Annotated in this window: 17 protein-coding genes and 1 riboswitch; of the genes, 4 read left to right on the top strand and 13 right to left on the bottom strand. The window is 61.3% G+C overall.

Annotation, left to right across the window (positions count from 1 at the left end):
- Positions 1-79: 79 nt before the first annotated feature.
- Complete coding sequence (locus tag VE009_RS18440) at positions 80-1,135, bottom strand: response regulator (protein WP_325010114.1); 1,056 nt, start codon at positions 1,133-1,135, stop codon at positions 80-82.
- Complete coding sequence (locus VE009_RS18435) at positions 1,110-2,918, bottom strand: sensor histidine kinase (RefSeq protein ID WP_325010112.1); 1,809 nt, start codon at positions 2,916-2,918, stop codon at positions 1,110-1,112. The genes VE009_RS18440 and VE009_RS18435 overlap by 26 nt, the downstream gene beginning before the upstream one ends.
- A gap of 143 nt (positions 2,919-3,061) precedes the next feature.
- Here VE009_RS18435 and VE009_RS18430 point away from each other — a divergent pair, with 143 nt between their 5' ends.
- Entirely contained in the window at positions 3,062-3,982 is a 921-nt protein-coding gene (locus VE009_RS18430) for a DMT family transporter (RefSeq protein ID WP_325010110.1), read from the top strand.
- Between the two features lie 55 nt (positions 3,983-4,037).
- On the opposite strand, the gene VE009_RS18425 is transcribed toward VE009_RS18430, so the two are convergent.
- Complete coding sequence (locus tag VE009_RS18425; RefSeq protein ID WP_325010109.1) at positions 4,038-4,793, bottom strand: CPBP family intramembrane glutamic endopeptidase; 756 nt, start codon at positions 4,791-4,793, stop codon at positions 4,038-4,040.
- Positions 4,794-4,912: 119 nt separating this feature from the next.
- On the bottom strand, positions 4,913-5,548 hold the full coding sequence (locus tag VE009_RS18420; protein ID WP_325010107.1) for a TetR/AcrR family transcriptional regulator: 636 nt from the start codon (positions 5,546-5,548) through the stop codon (positions 4,913-4,915).
- Positions 5,549-5,772: 224 nt separating this feature from the next.
- On the opposite strand from VE009_RS18420, the gene VE009_RS18415 reads away from it, so the two are divergent.
- Together VE009_RS18415 and VE009_RS18410 are read left to right on the top strand one after the other, a co-directional pair.
- Positions 5,773-6,780, top strand: a complete 1,008-nt coding sequence (locus tag VE009_RS18415; RefSeq protein WP_325010105.1) for a permease — start codon at positions 5,773-5,775, stop codon at positions 6,778-6,780.
- 24 nt (positions 6,781-6,804) lie between these two features.
- Positions 6,805-7,698 carry a TIGR03943 family putative permease subunit gene (locus VE009_RS18410; protein WP_325010103.1) on the top strand — a complete coding sequence of 298 codons (894 nt, stop codon included), beginning with the start codon at positions 6,805-6,807 and terminating at the stop codon, positions 7,696-7,698.
- A 43-nt stretch (positions 7,699-7,741) separates the two neighbouring features.
- Here VE009_RS18410 and VE009_RS18405 read toward each other — a convergent pair whose 3' ends face one another.
- The 9 genes from VE009_RS18405 to VE009_RS18365 all read right to left on the bottom strand — a co-directional run bounded on the left by VE009_RS18405 (position 7,742) and on the right by VE009_RS18365 (position 16,766).
- Positions 7,742-7,936: a hypothetical protein gene (locus VE009_RS18405; protein ID WP_325010101.1), complete on the bottom strand. Its 195-nt coding sequence runs from the start codon at positions 7,934-7,936 to the stop codon at positions 7,742-7,744.
- A gap of 81 nt (positions 7,937-8,017) precedes the next feature.
- The gene (locus VE009_RS18400; protein WP_325010100.1) at positions 8,018-9,301 is read right to left on the bottom strand and encodes an MFS transporter; all 1,284 of its coding nucleotides are present in this window, start codon (positions 9,299-9,301) and stop codon (positions 8,018-8,020) included.
- A gap of 91 nt (positions 9,302-9,392) precedes the next feature.
- Positions 9,393-9,812, bottom strand: a complete 420-nt coding sequence (locus VE009_RS18395; RefSeq protein WP_325010098.1) for a VOC family protein — start codon at positions 9,810-9,812, stop codon at positions 9,393-9,395.
- Between the two features lie 72 nt (positions 9,813-9,884).
- On the bottom strand, positions 9,885-10,436 hold the full coding sequence (locus tag VE009_RS18390; RefSeq protein ID WP_325010096.1) for a YdhK family protein: 552 nt from the start codon (positions 10,434-10,436) through the stop codon (positions 9,885-9,887).
- Between the two features lie 78 nt (positions 10,437-10,514).
- Positions 10,515-11,039 (bottom strand): hypothetical protein, encoded by a 525-nt coding sequence (locus VE009_RS18385; RefSeq protein ID WP_325010094.1) that lies wholly within the window; start codon positions 11,037-11,039, stop codon positions 10,515-10,517.
- Between the two features lie 294 nt (positions 11,040-11,333).
- Entirely contained in the window at positions 11,334-11,657 is a 324-nt protein-coding gene (locus VE009_RS18380) for a cupin domain-containing protein (protein WP_325010093.1), read from the bottom strand.
- Positions 11,658-11,816: 159 nt separating this feature from the next.
- On the bottom strand, positions 11,817-13,901 hold the full coding sequence (locus VE009_RS18375) for a putative bifunctional diguanylate cyclase/phosphodiesterase (RefSeq protein ID WP_325010091.1): 2,085 nt from the start codon (positions 13,899-13,901) through the stop codon (positions 11,817-11,819).
- A 12-nt stretch (positions 13,902-13,913) separates the two neighbouring features.
- A complete protein-coding gene (locus VE009_RS18370) occupies positions 13,914-16,037 on the bottom strand; it encodes a diguanylate cyclase (protein ID WP_325010090.1) in 2,124 nt (707 codons plus the stop codon).
- Between the two features lie 121 nt (positions 16,038-16,158).
- A riboswitch (cyclic di-GMP riboswitch) is annotated at positions 16,159-16,245 on the bottom strand.
- A gap of 113 nt (positions 16,246-16,358) precedes the next feature.
- The gene (locus VE009_RS18365; RefSeq protein ID WP_325010088.1) at positions 16,359-16,766 is read right to left on the bottom strand and encodes an NUDIX domain-containing protein; all 408 of its coding nucleotides are present in this window, start codon (positions 16,764-16,766) and stop codon (positions 16,359-16,361) included.
- A 203-nt stretch (positions 16,767-16,969) separates the two neighbouring features.
- Between VE009_RS18365 and VE009_RS18360 the strand changes: the two genes are divergently transcribed.
- A complete protein-coding gene (locus VE009_RS18360; RefSeq protein WP_325010086.1) occupies positions 16,970-18,676 on the top strand; it encodes a PQQ-binding-like beta-propeller repeat protein in 1,707 nt (568 codons plus the stop codon).
- Positions 18,677-18,745 lie beyond the last annotated feature (69 nt).

Here is an 18,745-nt window from a genome sequence, read left to right as displayed (position 1 = left end):
TTCAGTATACTCGCGGAAGCGCCCGCGAACATTCCAGCCGATTAGCGGAATCCATTGCACAATATTGATATCGAATCATTCAGGAATGGTGAGCCGAACGATATTCGCCCGGGGTAAGGCCCGTTTCCTTCTTGAAGATGCGGTGGAAATACGCGAGCTCCGGATAGCCGACCGCGCGGGCCGCATGCTTGATCGCGACGCCGTCCGCGAGCAGCGCCTTCGCCTGTTCGATCCGCCGGCGGACGATATAATCCGAGACGTTCACGCCCGTCGTCTGTTTGAACGTCCGGCTCAGGTGCTCCTTGCTGACGTAAAACCGCCGCGCCACCGTCTCGAGCGAAATCGGCTCCGCGAAATGCGCGTCGATGAACGCCGCGACTTCCTCGACGACGAGGCGCGTCTTGTTGTTCCGATGCGCCTCGACGCGGTCGACAGCCGCTCCGTACGCGTCCGCCCAAGCGCGGGCGGACGGCTCCCCTCCGTCCTCCGGAACGGGGTCGGGATGCCCCGCCATGAACTCCCGCAGCGCGCCGAGGAAATCGGCGTGCAGCATCCGCAGCATCGCCGCATCTGCGCCGTCCGGGTACGCCTTGCGGAGCAGCTCCTCGAGCTTCTCGAACGACTGCAGCAGCGCCGGCTTGTTCAGCTCGAACAAGCCGGCGAAGATGCGCTGCCGGATCGCCAGCAGCCGCTCCATGAGAGCCGGGTCGGGCAGCGCGAGCGGCGACGTCCACGACGTGCGCACCGTCTGCTCCTCCGCCTCCAGCTCGCGGACGCAGCGCCGCAGCGCTTCGTTCAGCTCGTTCGGATCGAACGGCTTGAGCATATATTCCACCGCGCGGGACTGAATCGCCTGCTTCAAGTAGACGAAGTCGTCGTAGCCGCTCATGACGACGATTTTGAGCGACGGAAACCGCTCCTTCAGCTGCTGCAGCAGCTCGACGCCGTCGATGCCGGGCATGCGCATGTCGGTGACGACGATGTGCGGGCGCAGCTCCTCGACGAGCCGGATGCCCTGCTTGCCGTCCTCGGCCTCGCCGGACACCGTCAGGCCGAGCTTGCTCCACTCGCCGAGCGATTTCACGACTTCCCGCGACCACGGTTCGTCGTCAATGATGACCACGCGTCTTGTCATGCGAATTCGCCTCCTGTTCCTGAACGATCGGAATTTGCAACGCGACGATCGTCCCCGCACCCGCCCCGCTGTATAATCGGATCCCCCTCCCGCCGAAATGCAGCTTCATGCGCGAATCGACGTTGGCAAGGCCAATCCCTTTCCGCCGCGCCGGTTCGGCCTTCGCCTCTTCGTTCGGCCGCCGGCGGAGCGCCGCGCCGAGGCGCAGCTCGTCCCTGAGCGCGCGCAGCCGCTCCCCATCCATGCCGACGCCGTTGTCTCGCAGGAGCACCGCGACATGCCGGCCGATCCGTTTGACGCGAATTTCGATCTCCCATGCGCCCTCCTTCGGCTGAAGGCCGTGCTCGAACGCGTTCTCGACGAGCGGCTGCAGCGTGAAGCGCGGCAGCCGCACGCCGGCCGCTGGACCTGGTTCCGCCGAGAACGCGACGGTGCACCGGCCGGCGAAGCGCTGCTCTTGAATGAACAAATAATTGCGGACATGCTTCGCCTCGTCCTCGAGCGAAGCGAGCTCCTCCCCGGAGCCGATCGAATAGCGAAGCAGATCACCGATTCCTTGGGCGATCCGGTACACGTCCGGCATCCCTTTCGAGAGCGCCATGCCCCCGATCAGGATCAGCGCGTTGTTGAGGAAATGCGGGTTGATCTGCGCCTGCAGCGCCATGAGCTGGGCGTTCTTCACTTCGATCTCGCGCCGATATTCGTGCTCGATCAGCTCCTTGATCCGCTGCATCATCGAGTTGTACCCGCGTTCGAGCAGGCCGATTTCGTCTCGGCTGCGCACCGACGTCATCTCGAACTGCTGGATCGGCGCCGTTCGCATCGTTTTGGCGAGGGCGACGATCGGCCGCGTAATGCGCAGCGACACGACGATCGACGCGAGCACCGACAGCGCCGCGAAGAAGACGCCCGCGAGCAAGCCCGCGCGCACCGTGTCGTCGGCGCTCTCGGTCACGGCCGTAATCGGAACCGCTTTCAATAAAATCAACGTGCCGCCGTCGACCCGCTCCGCGAACAAGAAGTACCGATCCGTTTTGCGGAACGGCTCCGCGCCGTCGTCCTGCCGGAGCGACTCCCGGAAGCGGTCCAGCGCGTCGCCGAACGCCGCTTCCATAGACGAACCCGCGAGCAATTCACCCTCGTCGTTCATCAGAAACACCGCGCTGTCCGGCTCGGAGCGAAGAATGTCGCCGACCTGCCGCCACACGCCGTCGTTGATCCGTACCGCCAAACCCCCGAGCAGCGCGCGGTCCTCGAATCGGTTGACGCTGTGGAACGCGTACATGTGATCGCCCGACTGCTTGAAATACAAGCTGACCGGCCCGTCCAGCATGCGGCTCCAAGCGCCGCTTCGGATATCGAGCGAATGGATGAGACCGCTCGTTCCGAAGTTGACGGAATAGATGCGGCCGCTTTGGTGCGTATACAGCGACAGCTCGTCGATTTTCCGGGAATTCGCGTAGAACGCGCTCGTTAAGGTTTCCTGAATGTAGCGCTGCGTTCGGAATTGCTCGCTCACCGTCGGCTCCCCCGCGGCGGCGAGTCCGTCCATCAACGGCTGGTTGATCTGCAGCGAGTAGAACAGCACGTCGATCTGGCTGACGAGCTCGTCTAGATATTGCTCCGCCCACAGCATTCTGGACCGGTTCGCTTCGATCATCTCTTTCTCGACCGAGCTTCGCGTGTTATTCGTCGCGATGAGCGTCACGATCAGCACCGGCGCCGTCGTCAAGACGATCATGAGCAGCATGAGCCGGTACCGAATGCTTCCTTTCATGAACATGGGCTGCGCCCCTTCCCGAGCGAAAATGAATCCGTATCCATTCATTCGCCGCCCGCCGGTGGATTCCTCTCCCATTTGATAACTTGCCGGATCAGGCGTATGATAGATCCGCAATCGAAACGACAGAGCAAGGAGCATGGAACGTGGGAAGGTTGACCAGAACGCAATCGACGCTGCTGTTGGCGTTTTTAATTTTGACCTGGGGAGCGAACTGGCCGCTGACGAAATACGCGCTGCACTTCATTCCCCCGGTCTTGTTTTCCGGGCTTCGGACGCTGCTCGGCGGCATCGCGCTGCTGGCGGTCGCGATCCCGAGGTACAAGGAGCTGCGGCTGAAGTCGACGCTGCCGATTTACGCGGTTTCGGCCGTCGTCAACGTGATGTGCTACTACGGCTTTCAGACGGTCGGTCTCGAATATTTGCCGTCCGGCTTATTCTCGGCGATCGTCTTCCTGCAGCCGGTGCTCGTCGGCGTGTTCGCGTGGATGTGGCTCGGCGAGTCGATGAACCGGTCGAAGTTTTCCGGGCTGTTGTTCGGCTTCGTCGGCGTGGCCGTCATCTGCACCGGGGCGGGCGGACTGTCGGGGCATATTTCGTGGGAAGGGATCGCGCTGGCGCTCGCATCGGCGCTTACGTGGGCGGTCGGAACGATTTACGTGAAAAAAGTAAGCCCGCGCGTCGATCCGATTTGGCTCGTGACGATGCAGCTGCTGATCGGCGGGTCGTTCATGACGGGAGCCGGCTCCGCCTTCGAAAGCTGGTCCGACATCGTCTGGACGCCTTCGTTCGTCGCGACGCTGCTGTTCATCTCGATCCTCGTCATCGCGGCCGGCTGGATCGTGTTCTACAGACTAATGGATTCCGGAGAAGCCGGCAAAGTGGCCTCGTTCACGTTCCTGATCCCGTTGTCGGCGATCGGCATGGGCGCCTTGTTCCTGAACGAGCCGCTCACTCCGACGCTGCTGGCGGGATTGCTGCTGATCGTCTCCGGCATCGCGCTCGTCAATCGGAAACCTCGCCCGCGAGCCGTTCGCGAAACCGCAGACGCGGTTCGGCACAGCTGAACCGATAACAACCAAGCCCCGAACCTTATCGTTCGGGGCTTGGTTGCGTGTCCGGTCACGCCGAATAAGCGAACCACGTGACCGCGAGCTGCAAATCCATGACGGCGTGAGCCGCAGCGATCGGCAGCAGCCGCTTCGTCCGGTTGTAAATAAATCCGAGCGCCACGGCCAGCGGAATGAACGCGACGAAACGCCACATCATGTAGGCGGGATCCGCCACGAGCGGCAGAACGACGTGCTGGAACGCGAGCGCCAGCCCGGCGATCCACGCGCCGATCCACAGCTTGCCGCTGGCCTGCGCCATTCGCGGCAACGCGTAGCCGATATACGTCGGCGTTTCGACCAGCCCGTTCGTAATCGGGAAGAGAACGAGCGCGATCGCGGCAGCCCACAGCGGCACGGGCTGGAACATCAGATCGGGCGGCACCGCGCTTCCGAATATTAAATAGGAAGAAACATACAGCGGAATACCGCCGAGGAGAAAGCCGACGACGAGCAGCAGGGCGAATTGCTTGAGATCTTGGTTCCGCCGGCCGCGCCGCACCGCGAACAGATCCCGGAACCGCGCGCCTTCCCGCCTCAGCAGAAACCGCAGCGCGAAGAAGGTGGCGACGTTCGCCAGAATCGCTTGGAACGGCCACCATTTCTCGGCCGCCCGGAGCGGATGCTCCGCTCCGGCCCAGGCGGACAAACCGACGAACAAAAGGCCGAATAACAAAAAAAACAGCGTGCGCATCGAGAGAGAAAACAGGATGGAAGTGGCCGGGACGGCGGATGAGTCGAGCGCCGGCCGGCGCAGTGACGTTTGCATGGAAACATTCTCCTTCGGGTTCGTTTTCCCTATTATAATGAACGAACGTTAACATGTAAATAATTAACGTTCGTTCATATTAAAATATTCTTTCGACCCGCTAAGGCCGCGAATAAAAATCAATTCGCAGCCGTCGCCTTGTCGATAAACATCCGAATATGCCGCAAAACCATCTGCTCCAGCTCTTCCGTACTTTTCCCGTCGTACTTCAGCAGTACGTACTCCGTCATGACCGCAAAGATCGGGTATTGATACTCGAAGGCAAGCTGCCTCGGATCGAGCGGCTTCATCCGCTCCTGTTCTATATAGATGCGGAACACGTTTGCCAAAAAGTCGATCGTTCCCTGATACATATCTTCCAAGATGATCGATCGCGCTCTCGGGTCGCGGTACTGCTCGATGTTCAAGATGCGCCAAATTTTAAGCTTCAACGGGTCCTCGACCGTTCGTTTGAAGCTGTCAAACCCCTGAAGCAGAAACGTCTCCGGAGCGACGGACGCAAGCAGCGCGGGCAGCGCTTCCGCGGGTGGCAGCGCCTTCTTCCGCTCCTCCCGAAAGACCGAGTAAATCGTATCCAATATTTCATCCTTGTTCTTGAAATGGTTGTACATCGCGCTTTCTTTAATGCCTACTAGTTTCGTTATCTCTCGAACCGACACCCCGGTAAAACCGTTTTGGGAAAATAAATCGATGGCCGTTTCCAAAATTTTTTGTTTCGTGCCGACCGCCGCTTGGGCGGAAAACAGATGCTCCATCGCGCGTCCCCCTGCTCATGCTATGTTAGAAACCATTATATACGAACCGGTATCGCTCACACAAAACTAACGTTTGTTCATTCGCTGAATACCACAATATTAGGTCCTTAGTCCCATTTCCCAAAGGTCAGACGTCCCCAAGCAGGAATAATCGTAAGCATTACGAATATATATTCGGGTATGCTTGACCGAAAATGGTGTACGGATGTTACGGAGGTTTCATTATGACCCTATCGCTCGCGCGTCTCAGATTCTCGTTAGCGCTGCTTGTCTTGCTTAGCTTCTTTATCGTGATTTTCATGAACCCCGACGTCGTCCGCAGCATCCCCGAATTCGAAGGCGCCGGGCTCCTGACGTTCAAAACGATGTTCGTCAGCATCGTGCTGGAGGCGTTCCCGTTCATCCTGCTCGGCGTCATCGTGTCATCGCTCATCCAAGAGTTCGTCCCGGATCGGTACGTGCAAAAGATCATTCCGAAAAACCCGGTTCTGGGCGTGACCGTTTCCTGTTTGCTGGGTGTCGTCTTCCCGATCTGCGAATGCGGCATGATTCCCGTCGCGCGCCGGCTCGTGAAGAAAGGGCTGCCGCTGTACGCCGCGGTCGTGTTCCTTCTCGCCGGACCGATTCTAAATCCCATCGTCTTCGCCGCCACGTCCCTCGCGTTCCGATCCCGCCCCGAGGTCGTGTACTCGCGGATGGGACTAGCGTTCGCCGTCGCGGCGGCCGTCGGTTTGCTCGTATATGCGCTCGTTCGCAACAGCCCGTTGAGGCCGGAACGGGCGCGCGCGTCCGTTCCTCATGCGCATCATCGCGCGCACGGCGGCGGAAACAAGCTGTTCTCCGCGTTCGAGCATGCCTCCTCCGAATTTTTCGAGATGGGCAAATATTTGGCGTTCGGCGCCCTCCTAACGGCAGGGATTCAAACGTTCCTCGACCGCGGCAGCTTAACCGCCGTCGCCCAGTCCGAATGGGGGGCGCACTGGTTTATGATGGGCTTCGCCTATATATTGTCCATCTGCTCCACGTCGGACGCTTTCGTCGCATCGTCGTTCGCCTCGATGTTCCCGTCGGCGTCGCTCGTCGCTTTCCTCGTGTTCGGTCCGATGCTCGATTTGAAAAGCACGATCATGATGCTGTCCGTATTACGGGCGAAGTTCGTGGCGCTCGTCGCCGGGGCGGTCGTTGTGTTCGTAACCGCCGGCGTATTCTTGCTCGATCGATTGTATCTGTAATTTGATTCGGAGGTGATTCCCGCGATGGCGCATCGTCTGCTTCGCGCCGGCGTATCAGCCGGCTTTTCCTTTTATATCGTCTATTTGGTGAAGAACGATCTACTTCACTTGTACATTGCCCCGAAGATGGAGCTGTACGTTAAACTGTCGGCCGTCGTGTTCGTCATGTTCGCCGTATTTCAGTTGTACTCCGCGTTCGCGACGCTTCGGGGACAGCCGCTCGACTGCGGCTGCGGCCACCCCCCATCGAAATCGTTCTGGCGCAATACCGCCGCTTACGGGCTGCTGATCGCCCCGCTGCTCATGGGATATTTCCTGCCGGACAGCGCGCTCGGCAGCGCGCTTGTCGATAAGAAGGGCATCGTGCTTAGCGCAAACAACGCCGCCGGGGCGAAATCGGCCGCATCTTCCGCTCCCGCGCCTTCGCCCGAGCAAGCCGGCGCCATGTCCGACGAACAGCTGCTGGCCTCGTTTCAAACCGGGGAGCTGTACGAGGATCAATACGCGCCTCTGGCCGTGCAGCTGATCCAACAAGATCCGATCGTCGTTCGCGACGATGCCTTCCTCGAAATAACGACGACCATCGATCTGTTCAGCGACCGATTCGTCGGCAAGCGCGTGCAAATCGAGGGGTTCGTCTACCGGAACGAAGATATGGCGCAGGACCAACTGGTCATCGCCCGGATGGCGATGGAATGCTGCTCCGCCGATTCGACGCCGTACGGTTTTCTGATTCAATACCCGAAGGCGTCCACCTACGCGGACGATACTTGGCTGCGCGTCGCCGGGACGCTGAACACGGTCGATTGGGACGGCTACCGCATCTCCATGATCGAGGCGGACACGATTCAGCCCATCGAAGCGCCCGAGACGCCTTATGTGTACCCGAATTACGACGCGCTCGACATCGTCAATTAATGCGAAACGGCAGCCGCGGTATTTCGCCGGCTGCCGTACGTATTTACATCGATTTATTCGAATCTTCGGCGTTGTCTAGCGAATTTTCCGCATTCCCCTCGCGCCGCTCCTCCGCTTTCATGTCGCGGATGTCCCGCAGCGCCGCCTCCAACCGATCCATCTTCCGCAGCATCGCGTATTGATTTCCGATCATCCCCGCCATGCCGACGATGAGGATGACGATAAACAAAAATCCCATGGCTTCCTCCTTCGCGCCTTGCTCGACTGCCCCTCATTGTACCACGAATCATGCGGACGAAAAAACGCAGGGAGGCGCGGATTACGCCTGCCCTGCGTCTTCGCCCAGCTTCACGAACTGCGATACGACGACCGACACAGCGATGAGACCGAACGGCACCGCGCTAATGAGCGTGCGGAACGTCGTCTCCGGATTCGGCCCCGGATTATCGCCGCTTTCGTAACCGAACAGCATGCCGACGATCCAGAACGCCACGGCGGAAATCAAACCGCTCGAACGGGTTATAAAGCCGCTGACGGCCGTATAGACGCCTTCACGCCGGCTGCCGGTTTGCGCGAAATCGAGGTCGATGATCATGCCGGCGACGATCGGCGGCGTCACCAAAAATCCGGCAAGCCCGAAGCCGACGCATACCCCTGCGGCGACGCCGGTCCATAGCGACTGTCCGAACCACAGCGGAACGACCGAAACGCCGTAGGCGAGAAGCGACAGCCGCCACGCTTTCACGGGGTCCATTCGCTTGACAATCCTGTACCAGACGGCGACGAGCGGGATGACCGACACGAAAATGGACGCGAGCAGCACGGTCACCTGCGCGTCGGGAATGCGCAGCACGTACTTGGCGTAAAACGGGATCATCGAGCTGAGCAAGCCGTTCACCGTTTGGGCGAAGGAATTGGCGATATTGAACAGCCAAAACGGCTGATTGGACAGCGTCGCGCGAAACGCCGCCCGCAGCGGCAGCGGGGGAGCGCGCCGCGCTTCCTCGTTCTCCTCCACTGAGCGCAGAAACCAAAACATGAGAACGCCGAAGAGGAGCGCGTAGGCGACGGACATCCCCCCGAAGCCGAGCGCGTCGAACAGCAGCGGCGTCGCGGCGCTGCCGATCAGTAGCGCGACGATTTGAAAGCCCTGCTGGACGGCGGACGCTTTGGCGCGGAGCGCATGGTCTTGATACAGCTCCGGGAACAGCGCTCCGTAGTTGACCCAAATGACGGTCGCGACCGCTTCGTAAAAAATTAACGCAAAAAGGAGCCACCAAAACAATCCCGATTCCGACAATCCGCTCGGGGCGCTGAACACCAGGATGAACGAAAGCATGAACAGCGGCGCCGCGGCGGCGATCCACGGTCTTCTGCGCCCGTATTTCGTATCGGTTCGATCGGACCAGTAGCCGATGAGCGGCTGATTGACCGCGTCCCATACGAGGAACACCGTCCGCGCGATCGTCGCGAGGCCGAGCCCGAGTCCCAGCTTCTCGACGTAATAGTAGCTGTAGAACGCCGAGAACGCCTGGCTCGGGATCATCATGGCCAACATGCCTAACGCAAACATTGCCGGTGAATTTTTCGCGCCCGTCTTCATGGCTGCAAGCCTCCGATCGGTTGGTTGTTACTACCAATCGTATTCGATGGAGGCGGATTCTCTTCCTGCCGGCCGGACGGAATTCGTCCGTTTACTGCGCCGGATGCGTCGTCACTTGGAACGAGATGCCGAATTTGTCCGTCACGATGCCGTACGCGGGACTCCAGAACGTTTCTTGAATCGGCATTTGAATCGTTCCGCCGTCCGCGAGCGCCGCGAACACGGCTTTCGATTTCTCGGCGCTGTCGGTCGTAACGCAAACCTGCACGTTGTCGCCGATCCGTACCGGCTGCCCCGGGAACGCGTCGGAGAACATCAGCTCCGTGTCGCCGATTTTCAGCATCGCGTGCGCGATCAATTCCTTCGCTGCGTCCGGCAGCGGAAATTCGGGATTGGCCGGCATGTCGCCGAACGACTGGATGTTAACGAGCTCGGCGCCGAACACCTTCTGGTAAAAACTTACTGCTTCCCTTACATTCCCGTCCATGATCAAATACGGATTGACTCTCATGTTTGACAGCTCCTTTGTATTAAAAAGTCGTACGAATATACATTCGCCTTCCTCCTAGAAAAATCCTCCTCTTTACTTTTTCTTTAATTCGGCTTCCGTCACCCATTTGTGATTTTTGACGGGCTCCCCTCCGGTCGTCGGAACGAAATCGACCATGTAGACGGTCGTCCACTCCGCGGCGTCGATGACGGCCTCTGCGCCTTTCATGCCTTCCATATGTTCCGCTTCCAGCACGACGGTATCCCCAGGGGCGTACGGCTGTTCGCGGGCGTTCCGGATCTCCTCGTGGACGACCCATTTATGGGCTTCTACGCGTTCGCCGCCCGTCGTCGGCGTGTACGACACTGCGTACGCCGTTGTATTGTAGGCGCCGGAAATCGTCGCCGCCGCGCCCTTCATGCCGGGCATATGGTCCGCAACAATCACGGCTTCGCCGCCGACCGGAAACATCGGATTCGCCGCCGGCTGCAGCCCTTCCGGAACCTCGCCCGACCCCGAATGCCCGGCATGTCCTCCGTGCGCGCCGTCGTCCGCCGCTCCGTTGTGAACGGCCGCAGCGCCGCAGCCGGCGGTCGCCAGCATTACGGCAGCCGCGAACCCGATCATCCAACGTCGATTCACCATCGTAAAACACACGCTCCTCCGAACTCGTATTAGGTACAGTACCTAATGTAGCCCAGGAAAGCTGGCGTCTAAACTTCGTTAAGCCGCGGCGCGGAAGCGCGGCGGGCACATCCGGACGGCCAAAGCCATCCAGGCGAAGCCCGCCAGCAGGACGCCGGACTCCAAATGGACGAGCGAGCCGAGCGCCACGGCCGGGAACGTCAGCGTCCCGATCCATAACGGCCAGCGCCCCGTCCGCTCGTAAAGCGCATCGTTCCGCCTCGCCAAGATGCCGGCCATGACGGAAGAGGCGAGCACGCCCGCGATACTCGCCATATACGTGTACGGCTGGATCGACATCCCTTCCGCCCATAAGCTGTTGAACGCCGACAACGGGACCGCGGCGGCCGCAAGCGCCGCGCCGGTTCGGGCGAGCTTGCCGCGTTCTCCCGAGTGCCGGTACAGTCCGAGAAGGGCGATGCCCATAAAACCTTGCGACGCGACGACCATCCAGCCGAGGTCGGCGATGCCGAGCAGGATGAGCCCGGCTTTCGCCGCCCACATGGCTCCGCCCGCGAACGCCGCGGCGGCCGGGACGAGCAGCCGGCTTCGATTCGTATGCATACAAAAGGCACCTCGCAGAAGAAAAATTCGTTTGCGTGTGCCTATTATAACGATCCGATTTGAAGTTTTTTCCGGCCATTTTACGAAGAAACGACGAAGACGCGCGATCTCCGCGCGTTACAGCCGACGAATATGCCGCAATTGGGTCAGCAGCCGGGCCATCAGCTTGCCGGCGCGGCCCCGGGAATCGGGCGCCAATTCGAGGCCCGACATCGCGCGATCGCCTCCGCGGCCGCTCCGATCGGCACGATCACGACGCCGTCAAAGCCGTTCCCTCCGTCCGCCGCCGCTGGATCACGTTCGGCCTTTCAACAGATCTTCGCGCAGCGGGGTGAAGACGTCCAGCAGCGCCGACGGCTCCAACGCCGTGACGCCGTGCTCCGCGCCGCCGGGAATGCGAATCGTGTCCCCTGCTTGAAGAATCGTTTCTTTGCCGTCGACGGTAAACCGAAGCTTGCCCCGCAAGCAATAGCTCATCTGCTCGTGCGGATGGCTGTGCAAATACCCTTCCGCGCCTTGCTCGAAATGAACTTCCATCATCATCAGGCCGTCTCCGGGCGGGAAAATTTTCCTCCTGACCCCGGGCTCCGCGTTTTCCCACTCTCCGATACCGCTCATTTGCGAGTCTCCTTCCTATCCATGCCATTTTTATGCGCTTTCATAATTTCGATGCGCGAAACGCCTTTTCCTTCATGATAGGGGACGTTTCGCTTCCAGACAATGGCGGATTTTGTTTTCCGCTTGTGTTTTTTTGAGATACTTGCTCGAAACGGAACATTAAGGCTCTCGCCGCGCGCCAGCATCGCGCAGCAAACGCTCGAACGGTTCCGCGGCGATCGGCTTGCTGAAATAAAAGCCTTGCGCTTCGTCGCAGGCGGCCTGCTCCAGCAAATCAAGATGTTCCCGCGTCTCCACGCCTTCGGCGACGACCCGTTTGCCCATCATATGCGCGATTGAAATGACGGAGCGCACGATCGAGGCGTGGAACGGATCCTCGTGCATGTTTTGAACGAACGACCGGTCGATTTTCAGGAAATCGTATGGCAACAGGCGGATGTAGTTCAATGACGAATAGCCCGTCCCGAAGTCGTCGAGCGAAATCGTCACCCCCGCCTCTCGAAGCCGCTTCAGCTTCTGCACCGCCGCCTGCAAATCGAGCACCGGCACGCTCTCCGTAATTTCCAAATTCAAAGCGCTAGGCTGCAAGCCGGTTTCGGCCAACGCCGCTTCGACGCCCTCTACGAACTGCCGCTGCAGAAACTGCCGGACCGAGATATTGACCGAGATGTCGATCGGATAGCCCGCGTCGTGCCACGCCTTCGCCTGACTGCATGCGGTCCGCAGCACCCACTCGCCGATCGGCAAAATGAGGCCCGACTCTTCCGCGAACGGGATGAACCGGTCCGGCGGAATGAGCCCGCGCGTCGGATGGTTCCACCGCAGCAGCGCCTCCGCGCCGACGACGATCCGCTTCCGAACGTCGTACTTAGGTTGGTAGCATATCGCGAACTCGCCGTTCGCCAGCGCCTTGCGCAGATCGCCGGTGAGCGCCATCTTGAAGCTGTTGGCCGCGTTCGCTTCGGTGTCGAAGAACGCGTACGCGTTGCCGCCGTTCGCTTTGGCGACGTACAGCGCCGTGTCCGCCTGCTGCAGCAGCATGTCGATCTCTTCGCTGTCATGCGGATACAAGCTGATGCCGACGCTCGGCGTCACGAACAACTCGTTCCCGCCGATGGCATACGGCTCCGACAGCGCCCCGATCAGCCGTTCGGCCGTCGCCGCCGCCTCCTCCCGGCCGGCGGCGGCGCCGAACGCGGCGAACTCGTCGCCGCCTTGACGCGAGACGATCAAATCGCCGAACCGGTTCAGCCGTTCGCTGACTTCTTGCAGCAGCAAATCTCCGATCCCGTGCCCGAGCGTGTCGTTAATCAGCTTGAATCGATCCAAGTCGATAAAATACATCGCACCGGACCCCTCGCCGAACTTCTCGAGCGCTTGCTTGCGAAACCGGAGCCGATTCGGCAATCCGGTCAGCGCGTCATGGTAAGCCATATATTCGATCAGCATTTCCGACTGCTTCCGCTTCGTGACATCCCGGATCATGACGAGCGAGGCCGGATGCGCGTCGTACTCGAGCCGCGTGCCGACCAGCTCCGCATGGAACGTCGAACCGTCGATGCGGCGCAGCACGATTTCCGCCGGCTCCTTCGATTCGCCGGTGTCTTGGATCCGTTTCGACACTTCGTGGACCTGATCCACATACGACGGGTCGATAAATTCGACGACCGACTTGCCGAGCAGCGCGCTATCGTTCGCTACGCCCATAGCTTCGGCTGCCGCCCGATTCCAATACAGCAAGCGTCCTTTCCGATGAACGACGATCGGATCCGGGGACAGCTCGACCAGCTTCCGGTAGTGCTGCTCGCTCTCTTCGAGCTGCCGCTCCCGCTTCTTCAGCTCGGTAATGTCGCGATATACGCCGAGAATCGCCTTCCGGCCGAGCCGATCGGCGATGACGGAGAACGAGACGGACACGTCGATCATCGACCCGTCTTTCCGCATGCGGCGGGAATCGAAGTTTTTCGCTTTCCCGCCGCGATGGAGCGTGACGTAAATGTGTTCCGATTCATGGCGCATCGCCTTCGGCACGAACGGATAGTCGCGGAAAAAGGTGCCGAGCAGCTCGGCTTCCTTCCAGCCGAACATCTCTTCGAACGCCCGGTTCACGCGAATGATGCCTTCTCCAGTAGAGGCGAGCATGATGGCGTCGTTCATTTCGTCGAACATCGATTCGAAAAACCGCTGCTCGCCAAGCCACAGCTCGCCTTTGCGTTCGCGGCGTTCCTCGCGGCGTTCTCTCATCTTGCTGCCCCCTTAGGTACCGGATGCGTACGCAACGACGCGATTGCGTCCCGACGCTTTGGCTCGGTACAAAGCCGTATCCGCATGCTGCAGCGCCGTATCCAGCGGCATGCCGCGCTCCCACGCCGCGCCGCCGACGCTCACGGTGACGCGCAGCTCCTCCGTTCCCGATTCCGGCGGAAACCGGTACTGCTCGACGGCGGCGCGCAGCCGTTCCGCGGCGCCCAGCGCCTCGGCGAGCGCGATCCCCGGCAGCAGCAGCGCGAACTCTTCGCCCCCGAAGCGGGCCAATACGTGGCGCTGCGGCAGCGCTTCCCCGATCATCGCGCGCAGCCGGCGCAGCACTTCGTCGCCCGCCAGATGACCTAGACGGTCGTTGATTTGTTTAAAATGGTCGATATCGAACAGCACGACGGTCAACGGCTCCCCTAGCTCTTCCGCGCCGCGGTACGCCTCCTCCGCCAACCGGTAGAAATGCCGGCGGTTGTACATGCCCGTCAGCTCGTCCGTCACGGCCATCAGTTCCATTCTCCGATACAACGATGCGTTGTCGATGGCGACGGAAGCTTGGCTCGCGTAACTCAGCGCGAAGTCCGCCTCGTTATCCGCGAATGCCCTGTCGTCTCGTTCCAAATAAAACAAGCCTTTCCGCGCGAAGGCGGAATCGAACGCCACCGCCATTTCGTAAACAGGCCCCCTGCGGCCCCGGTACGCCGCCGATTCGCCGCCTCCGAGGCTCCGGCACAGCGCCTTCGCCAAATCCGGCGAAAGCTCGCCCCGGACCGCCTCCCGCGCCAGCACCGCTTTGGCGGTCAAACGCCCGTCTTCGTCGACCCACAAGCTTGCCCGGCGGAACGGGACGTGGCGCTGCAGCTCCTCGAGGGCAAGCTGCTGCACGCGCGCTTCGTCCAGCGACGAATTGAGCGCCTGCATCGATTGGCGCAAGCTTTCGGACAAGCGGCTCCGCTCCCGTTCGGCGACGAACCGCAGCTCGAGCTTCGACGCCTCCGCCAGCGACGCCATAAGTTCGCTGATTTTCGCCAGCATCTGGTTCAGGGCTCGCCCGAGCATGCCGAATTCGCCAGCCGAGGTCAACCGTACCCGAGCGTGCAAATCCCCGGCGCCGGCCGCCTCCATGACGCCGAGCATCCGGCGGAGCGGCTTGGTGACCCATTGGGACAGCATAATCGTAAAGAGCGCGAACAGGACGACGATCGACGCGACGAGCACGACCGCGTATTGAAGCGCGAGCCCCTTCAACGGGCTTTGGATATCCGGCAAATCGTCCTCCACGACGACGACCCAGTCGGCGAACGGCACTTTCCAGTATCCGTAAAATTTCCGAATCTCCCCGTCATGCAGCGACAGCGTCCCCCTGGCCCCGCTTCGGCTCGGATTGCTCCGCAGCACGTTCAACAGCTCGGGCGTGTCCACGCGGCTGTTAATTTTCGTTTCGTCGGTGGAATGCGCCAGCACCGTCCCGTTGGAGTCGAAAATATACAGCTCGCCGCGCTGGTTCACTTTCACGCCGTTAAGAGAATCGGAGAAGAAGCTCGTGTAAATCGAATTGCCGACGACGCCGATCGCGCGCCCTGCCTCGTCGAACACCGGCGCCGCGGCGACGATGATGAACCGCCCGTTCGCCCGGGATACGATCGTGCCGCTGACTGCGGGCTTTCCTTGCATCGCTTCGATAAAATATTCGCGGTCCGCTACGCGGATAGAGCCCGATTCCGGCGTCGGCGAGCTGCTCGCAATGACGACGCCGTTCTTGTCGCCCAGCCAAAATTTCTCATGCAGCGACTCCCCGTCGTACGCGCGGCGCAAGCTGTCGGTCGCTTCCCGGAAGGCTGCGTGATCCGCGCGGAAAAACCGCTCGTCCGGCATGCGTTCCCGCTGTGCCAGCGTTTCGCGAAACACCGTTTGGGAGGCGAGTATTTCGCTCTTCCGAATTTCCGCTTTCAGCAGGCCGTAGATGGCCTCCCCGGTTCGGAACGCGTTCGCTCGAATTTCGTCCTCGCTTTTGCGGATCAACAACGCCGAGCTGAACGAATACGTCGCCGCGCCGGACAGCACGATGGCGACGCTGATCAACAGCACGACGCTGATCGGCAATTTGATGCGCAGTGAACTCATGAACATTTCCCCTGTTTCTCTATTTAAAGCTGTACCCGCAACATCGTAAGCGCTTCCTAATTGTAGTAATGCTAAAAAAGCGGCTGCATAAGATCCGCGGCCACTTCATCCTTCCTCCGTCAGCGGCGACCCGGCTGCCGTAACGCCGAAGCGTCGTAGGCCCGCGGTTTTGCGTCCTTGCCTTTCGGCAAGTTTGCCTTTTACACGTGATCTTGCTATGCGATTGCGTACATCATATCGCGGCCGACACTCGAATACAATCGCCGGCCGCGATATTTGATTTACACGAATTTCGCTTGCGCGGCTCCGGGAAATGTGCTTTTACCGCTCCTTCAGCCGTCCCGCCGCGCGGAGCTCGTCGAAGACGAGGCGTCCGGCTTCGGACAGCTGCGGCCGGTCCTCGTACGCGAGCCACGCGATCTCGTCGATCTCCGACGCCGGGCGAATGTCCCCGTCGTGCTCCGCGAAGTAGCACGTCATACGGACGATGACGCCGTCCGGCTTCCCGTCGGCCTGCGCTTCGTACATTCCGGCGTACTCGACGCTCTCGCGGCGAATCCGCGCCGTCAGCTCCTCCTCGATTTCCCGCACCAACGTATCGGCATCGGTTTCTCCCGGTTCCCGCTTTCCCCCGGGGAGATAGAAGGCTGGCTTCCCCTTCGATCGGGCGCATAACACCCGGCCGTCCCGTATGCATATCCAAGCTACTTTATCGATCGATGCGCTCATGCCGCATGCTCCTCCGTTCTCGTTCCTTTCTTCGCGCCGTCTCCTCGACTCCGGCCGGATCGACGGCTTCTTTCATTGTACTCGAATCGGCTCCGAACGCCAGCCGCATTCGCCCTGCCGTCCGGCAACCGGGCAAGCGGCAACTTTCCGGCGAGGTCAAGCGTCCATATAGCATCGGGTATTCTTGGAAGGAGCGTGGTACGATGTACGTTCGAAGATGGTCTCGCGCCGTCGCGGCCGCGGTCGCCGCGGCGGGATGGTCGTCCGCCTGGGCCGCGCCGCCGGCGGACGCGGCGGTCTTATACGAGCCTCACCGAACGGCGGAGGCCGGCGTCATGCAGTCCGACGCGCCGTCCGCCGTGCCGCTCGCGTCGCCCCGGTGGACGGTCGAGTACGGCCGCCCGACGCAGGAAGACAGCTGGAGCGGCAGCCGGATCGCGCTCGCCGGTTCGAAGGCGGTATTCGTCCAGAACGGCAAGGCGGTCGCCGTCGAGCTCGCCACCGGGAAGCGCGCCTGGTCGTTCGGTTCGAATATCGTCTCGATCGCTTCCGCCGACGGCTCCGTCTACGCGTTGACCGCCGGCGGCACGCTGTCGCGGCTGGCGGCGGAGACGGGCGCGGAGCGGTGGCGCTCCCAGTTCGACGACGCGGCGGGTGACGGCGAGTTGACGGCCGAGCCCGAGTACGTGTACGTCAAGCACGCGGAAGGCCTCGTCTGCGTCGACGCGGACACCGGGCATGCGTATTGGCGGAACGCGGACGCGGCGGGGGCGGGCGAGAGCGTGCCGCTCGCCGATTTCGTGCTTTATGCGACCGCCGTATCCGGAGCGATCACGCAGGACGTGACGTACGTCATCGACAAGGCGACCGGCAGCACGCGCTGGCGTGTCGAAGGCGTGCCGCTGCAGGTCCGCGACGACGTCGTTTATTTGAGGGACACGTATCCGCCGGGCGATGCCGAACCGTACGGACTGAAGATCGACGCGATTGATACGGCGACGGGGAAGCCTCGCGGCTCCCTGCATTTCATTCCATTGGGGGAAGGCGAAGATCCGCTGCTGCACCGCGCCGGACATGCCGTCATCGACGGCGACCTCGTCATCGCGCTGGGAGCCGACGAGAAGCTGTACGTCACCCATCTCGACGCTTCCCCGGAGCAGCGCGCCGTCTTGGAGGATGCCGGAACCTGGATCGGCGGACCGAGCGGCGGAACGTTGTTTTTCTCCGGAAAGAACGGCTTCGGACTGCACGCGCGCAAGCTGATCGACGAAGGCCGCATCGATTATGACGGACTCGACAATCCTGTGAGCCGATTGGGCGTCGTCGGCGGCGCGCTCTTCGCGGGTCAGTCCGACGGGGAAGTGTTCGCCTTCGACGCCGCCGCAGGCAAGGCCGTCTTCCGCGCCCAAACCGACGCCGCCGGCCAATACGGGCCGTTCCTCGTCGCGAACGGCATGCTGCTGGTGCAGGCGAAGCACACGCTGTACGCGTACGCGCTGCCGGAGGCGCTGCAAACCGGCTCCGCGGCGGCAGCGACTAACGCGCCTGCGTCCGCCCGGCTCGTCGTCGACGGCACGGAACGCCGCTTCGAGCCGAGCCCGGTCATGATCGGCAACCGGATGTACGTGCCGCTCAGAGCGCTGTTCCAAGCCGTCGGCGCGAGGGTGACTTTCGACGAAGCCGAGGGCGGCTCTGTGCAGGTGGAATACCGCGGCCGCACCTTCACTCTGCAAGAAGGAGCCCCGTTCGCGCTCGAGGGCGGCCAGCGGCAAGCGATGGGGCATGCGCCGACCCTCGTGAACGGAGCCGTCTACGTGCCGCTCCGCGACGTCGGCGAGCTGCTCGGCGTCGGCGTGGAGTGGAGCCGCGAGACGCGAACGGTCGACATCGACACGACGCCGGATCCGTAATCGAGCTTAGCCGCAGTAATGCAACGCAAGAAAGCCTGTAGACAAAGTTCCGCAAGGAGCAGGGTCTGC

The sequence above is a fragment of the Paenibacillus sp. genome (assembly GCF_035645195.1).
Classification (GTDB): Bacteria; Bacillota; Bacilli; order Paenibacillales; family YIM-B00363; genus Paenibacillus_AE.
This window is presented reverse-complemented; position numbering and strand designations above follow the sequence as displayed.

Bases quoted from the DNA above. Each gene is read 5' to 3' on its own strand.
- VE009_RS18410 (WP_325010103.1), top strand. From the start codon at position 6,805: ATGGCGCATCGTCTGCTTCGCGCCGGCGTATCAGCCGGCTTTTCCTTT.
- VE009_RS18415 (WP_325010105.1), top strand. From the start codon at position 5,773: ATGACCCTATCGCTCGCGCGTCTCAGATTCTCGTTAGCGCTGCTTGTC.
- VE009_RS18405 (WP_325010101.1), bottom strand. From the start codon at position 7,936: ATGGGATTTTTGTTTATCGTCATCCTCATCGTCGGCATGGCGGGGATG.
- VE009_RS18390 (WP_325010096.1), bottom strand. From the start codon at position 10,436: ATGGTGAATCGACGTTGGATGATCGGGTTCGCGGCTGCCGTAATGCTG.
- VE009_RS18400 (WP_325010100.1), bottom strand. From the start codon at position 9,301: ATGAAGACGGGCGCGAAAAATTCACCGGCAATGTTTGCGTTAGGCATG.
- VE009_RS18360 (WP_325010086.1), top strand. From the start codon at position 16,970: ATGTACGTTCGAAGATGGTCTCGCGCCGTCGCGGCCGCGGTCGCCGCG.
- VE009_RS18435 (WP_325010112.1), bottom strand. From the start codon at position 2,918: ATGTTCATGAAAGGAAGCATTCGGTACCGGCTCATGCTGCTCATGATC.
- VE009_RS18375 (WP_325010091.1), bottom strand. From the start codon at position 13,901: ATGAGAGAACGCCGCGAGGAACGCCGCGAACGCAAAGGCGAGCTGTGG.
- VE009_RS18380 (WP_325010093.1), bottom strand. From the start codon at position 11,657: ATGAGCGGTATCGGAGAGTGGGAAAACGCGGAGCCCGGGGTCAGGAGG.
- VE009_RS18365 (WP_325010088.1), bottom strand. From the start codon at position 16,766: ATGAGCGCATCGATCGATAAAGTAGCTTGGATATGCATACGGGACGGC.
- VE009_RS18420 (WP_325010107.1), bottom strand. From the start codon at position 5,548: ATGGAGCATCTGTTTTCCGCCCAAGCGGCGGTCGGCACGAAACAAAAA.
- VE009_RS18385 (WP_325010094.1), bottom strand. From the start codon at position 11,039: ATGCATACGAATCGAAGCCGGCTGCTCGTCCCGGCCGCCGCGGCGTTC.
- VE009_RS18425 (WP_325010109.1), bottom strand. From the start codon at position 4,793: ATGCAAACGTCACTGCGCCGGCCGGCGCTCGACTCATCCGCCGTCCCG.
- VE009_RS18440 (WP_325010114.1), bottom strand. From the start codon at position 1,135: ATGACAAGACGCGTGGTCATCATTGACGACGAACCGTGGTCGCGGGAA.
- VE009_RS18370 (WP_325010090.1), bottom strand. From the start codon at position 16,037: ATGAGTTCACTGCGCATCAAATTGCCGATCAGCGTCGTGCTGTTGATC.
- VE009_RS18395 (WP_325010098.1), bottom strand. From the start codon at position 9,812: ATGAGAGTCAATCCGTATTTGATCATGGACGGGAATGTAAGGGAAGCA.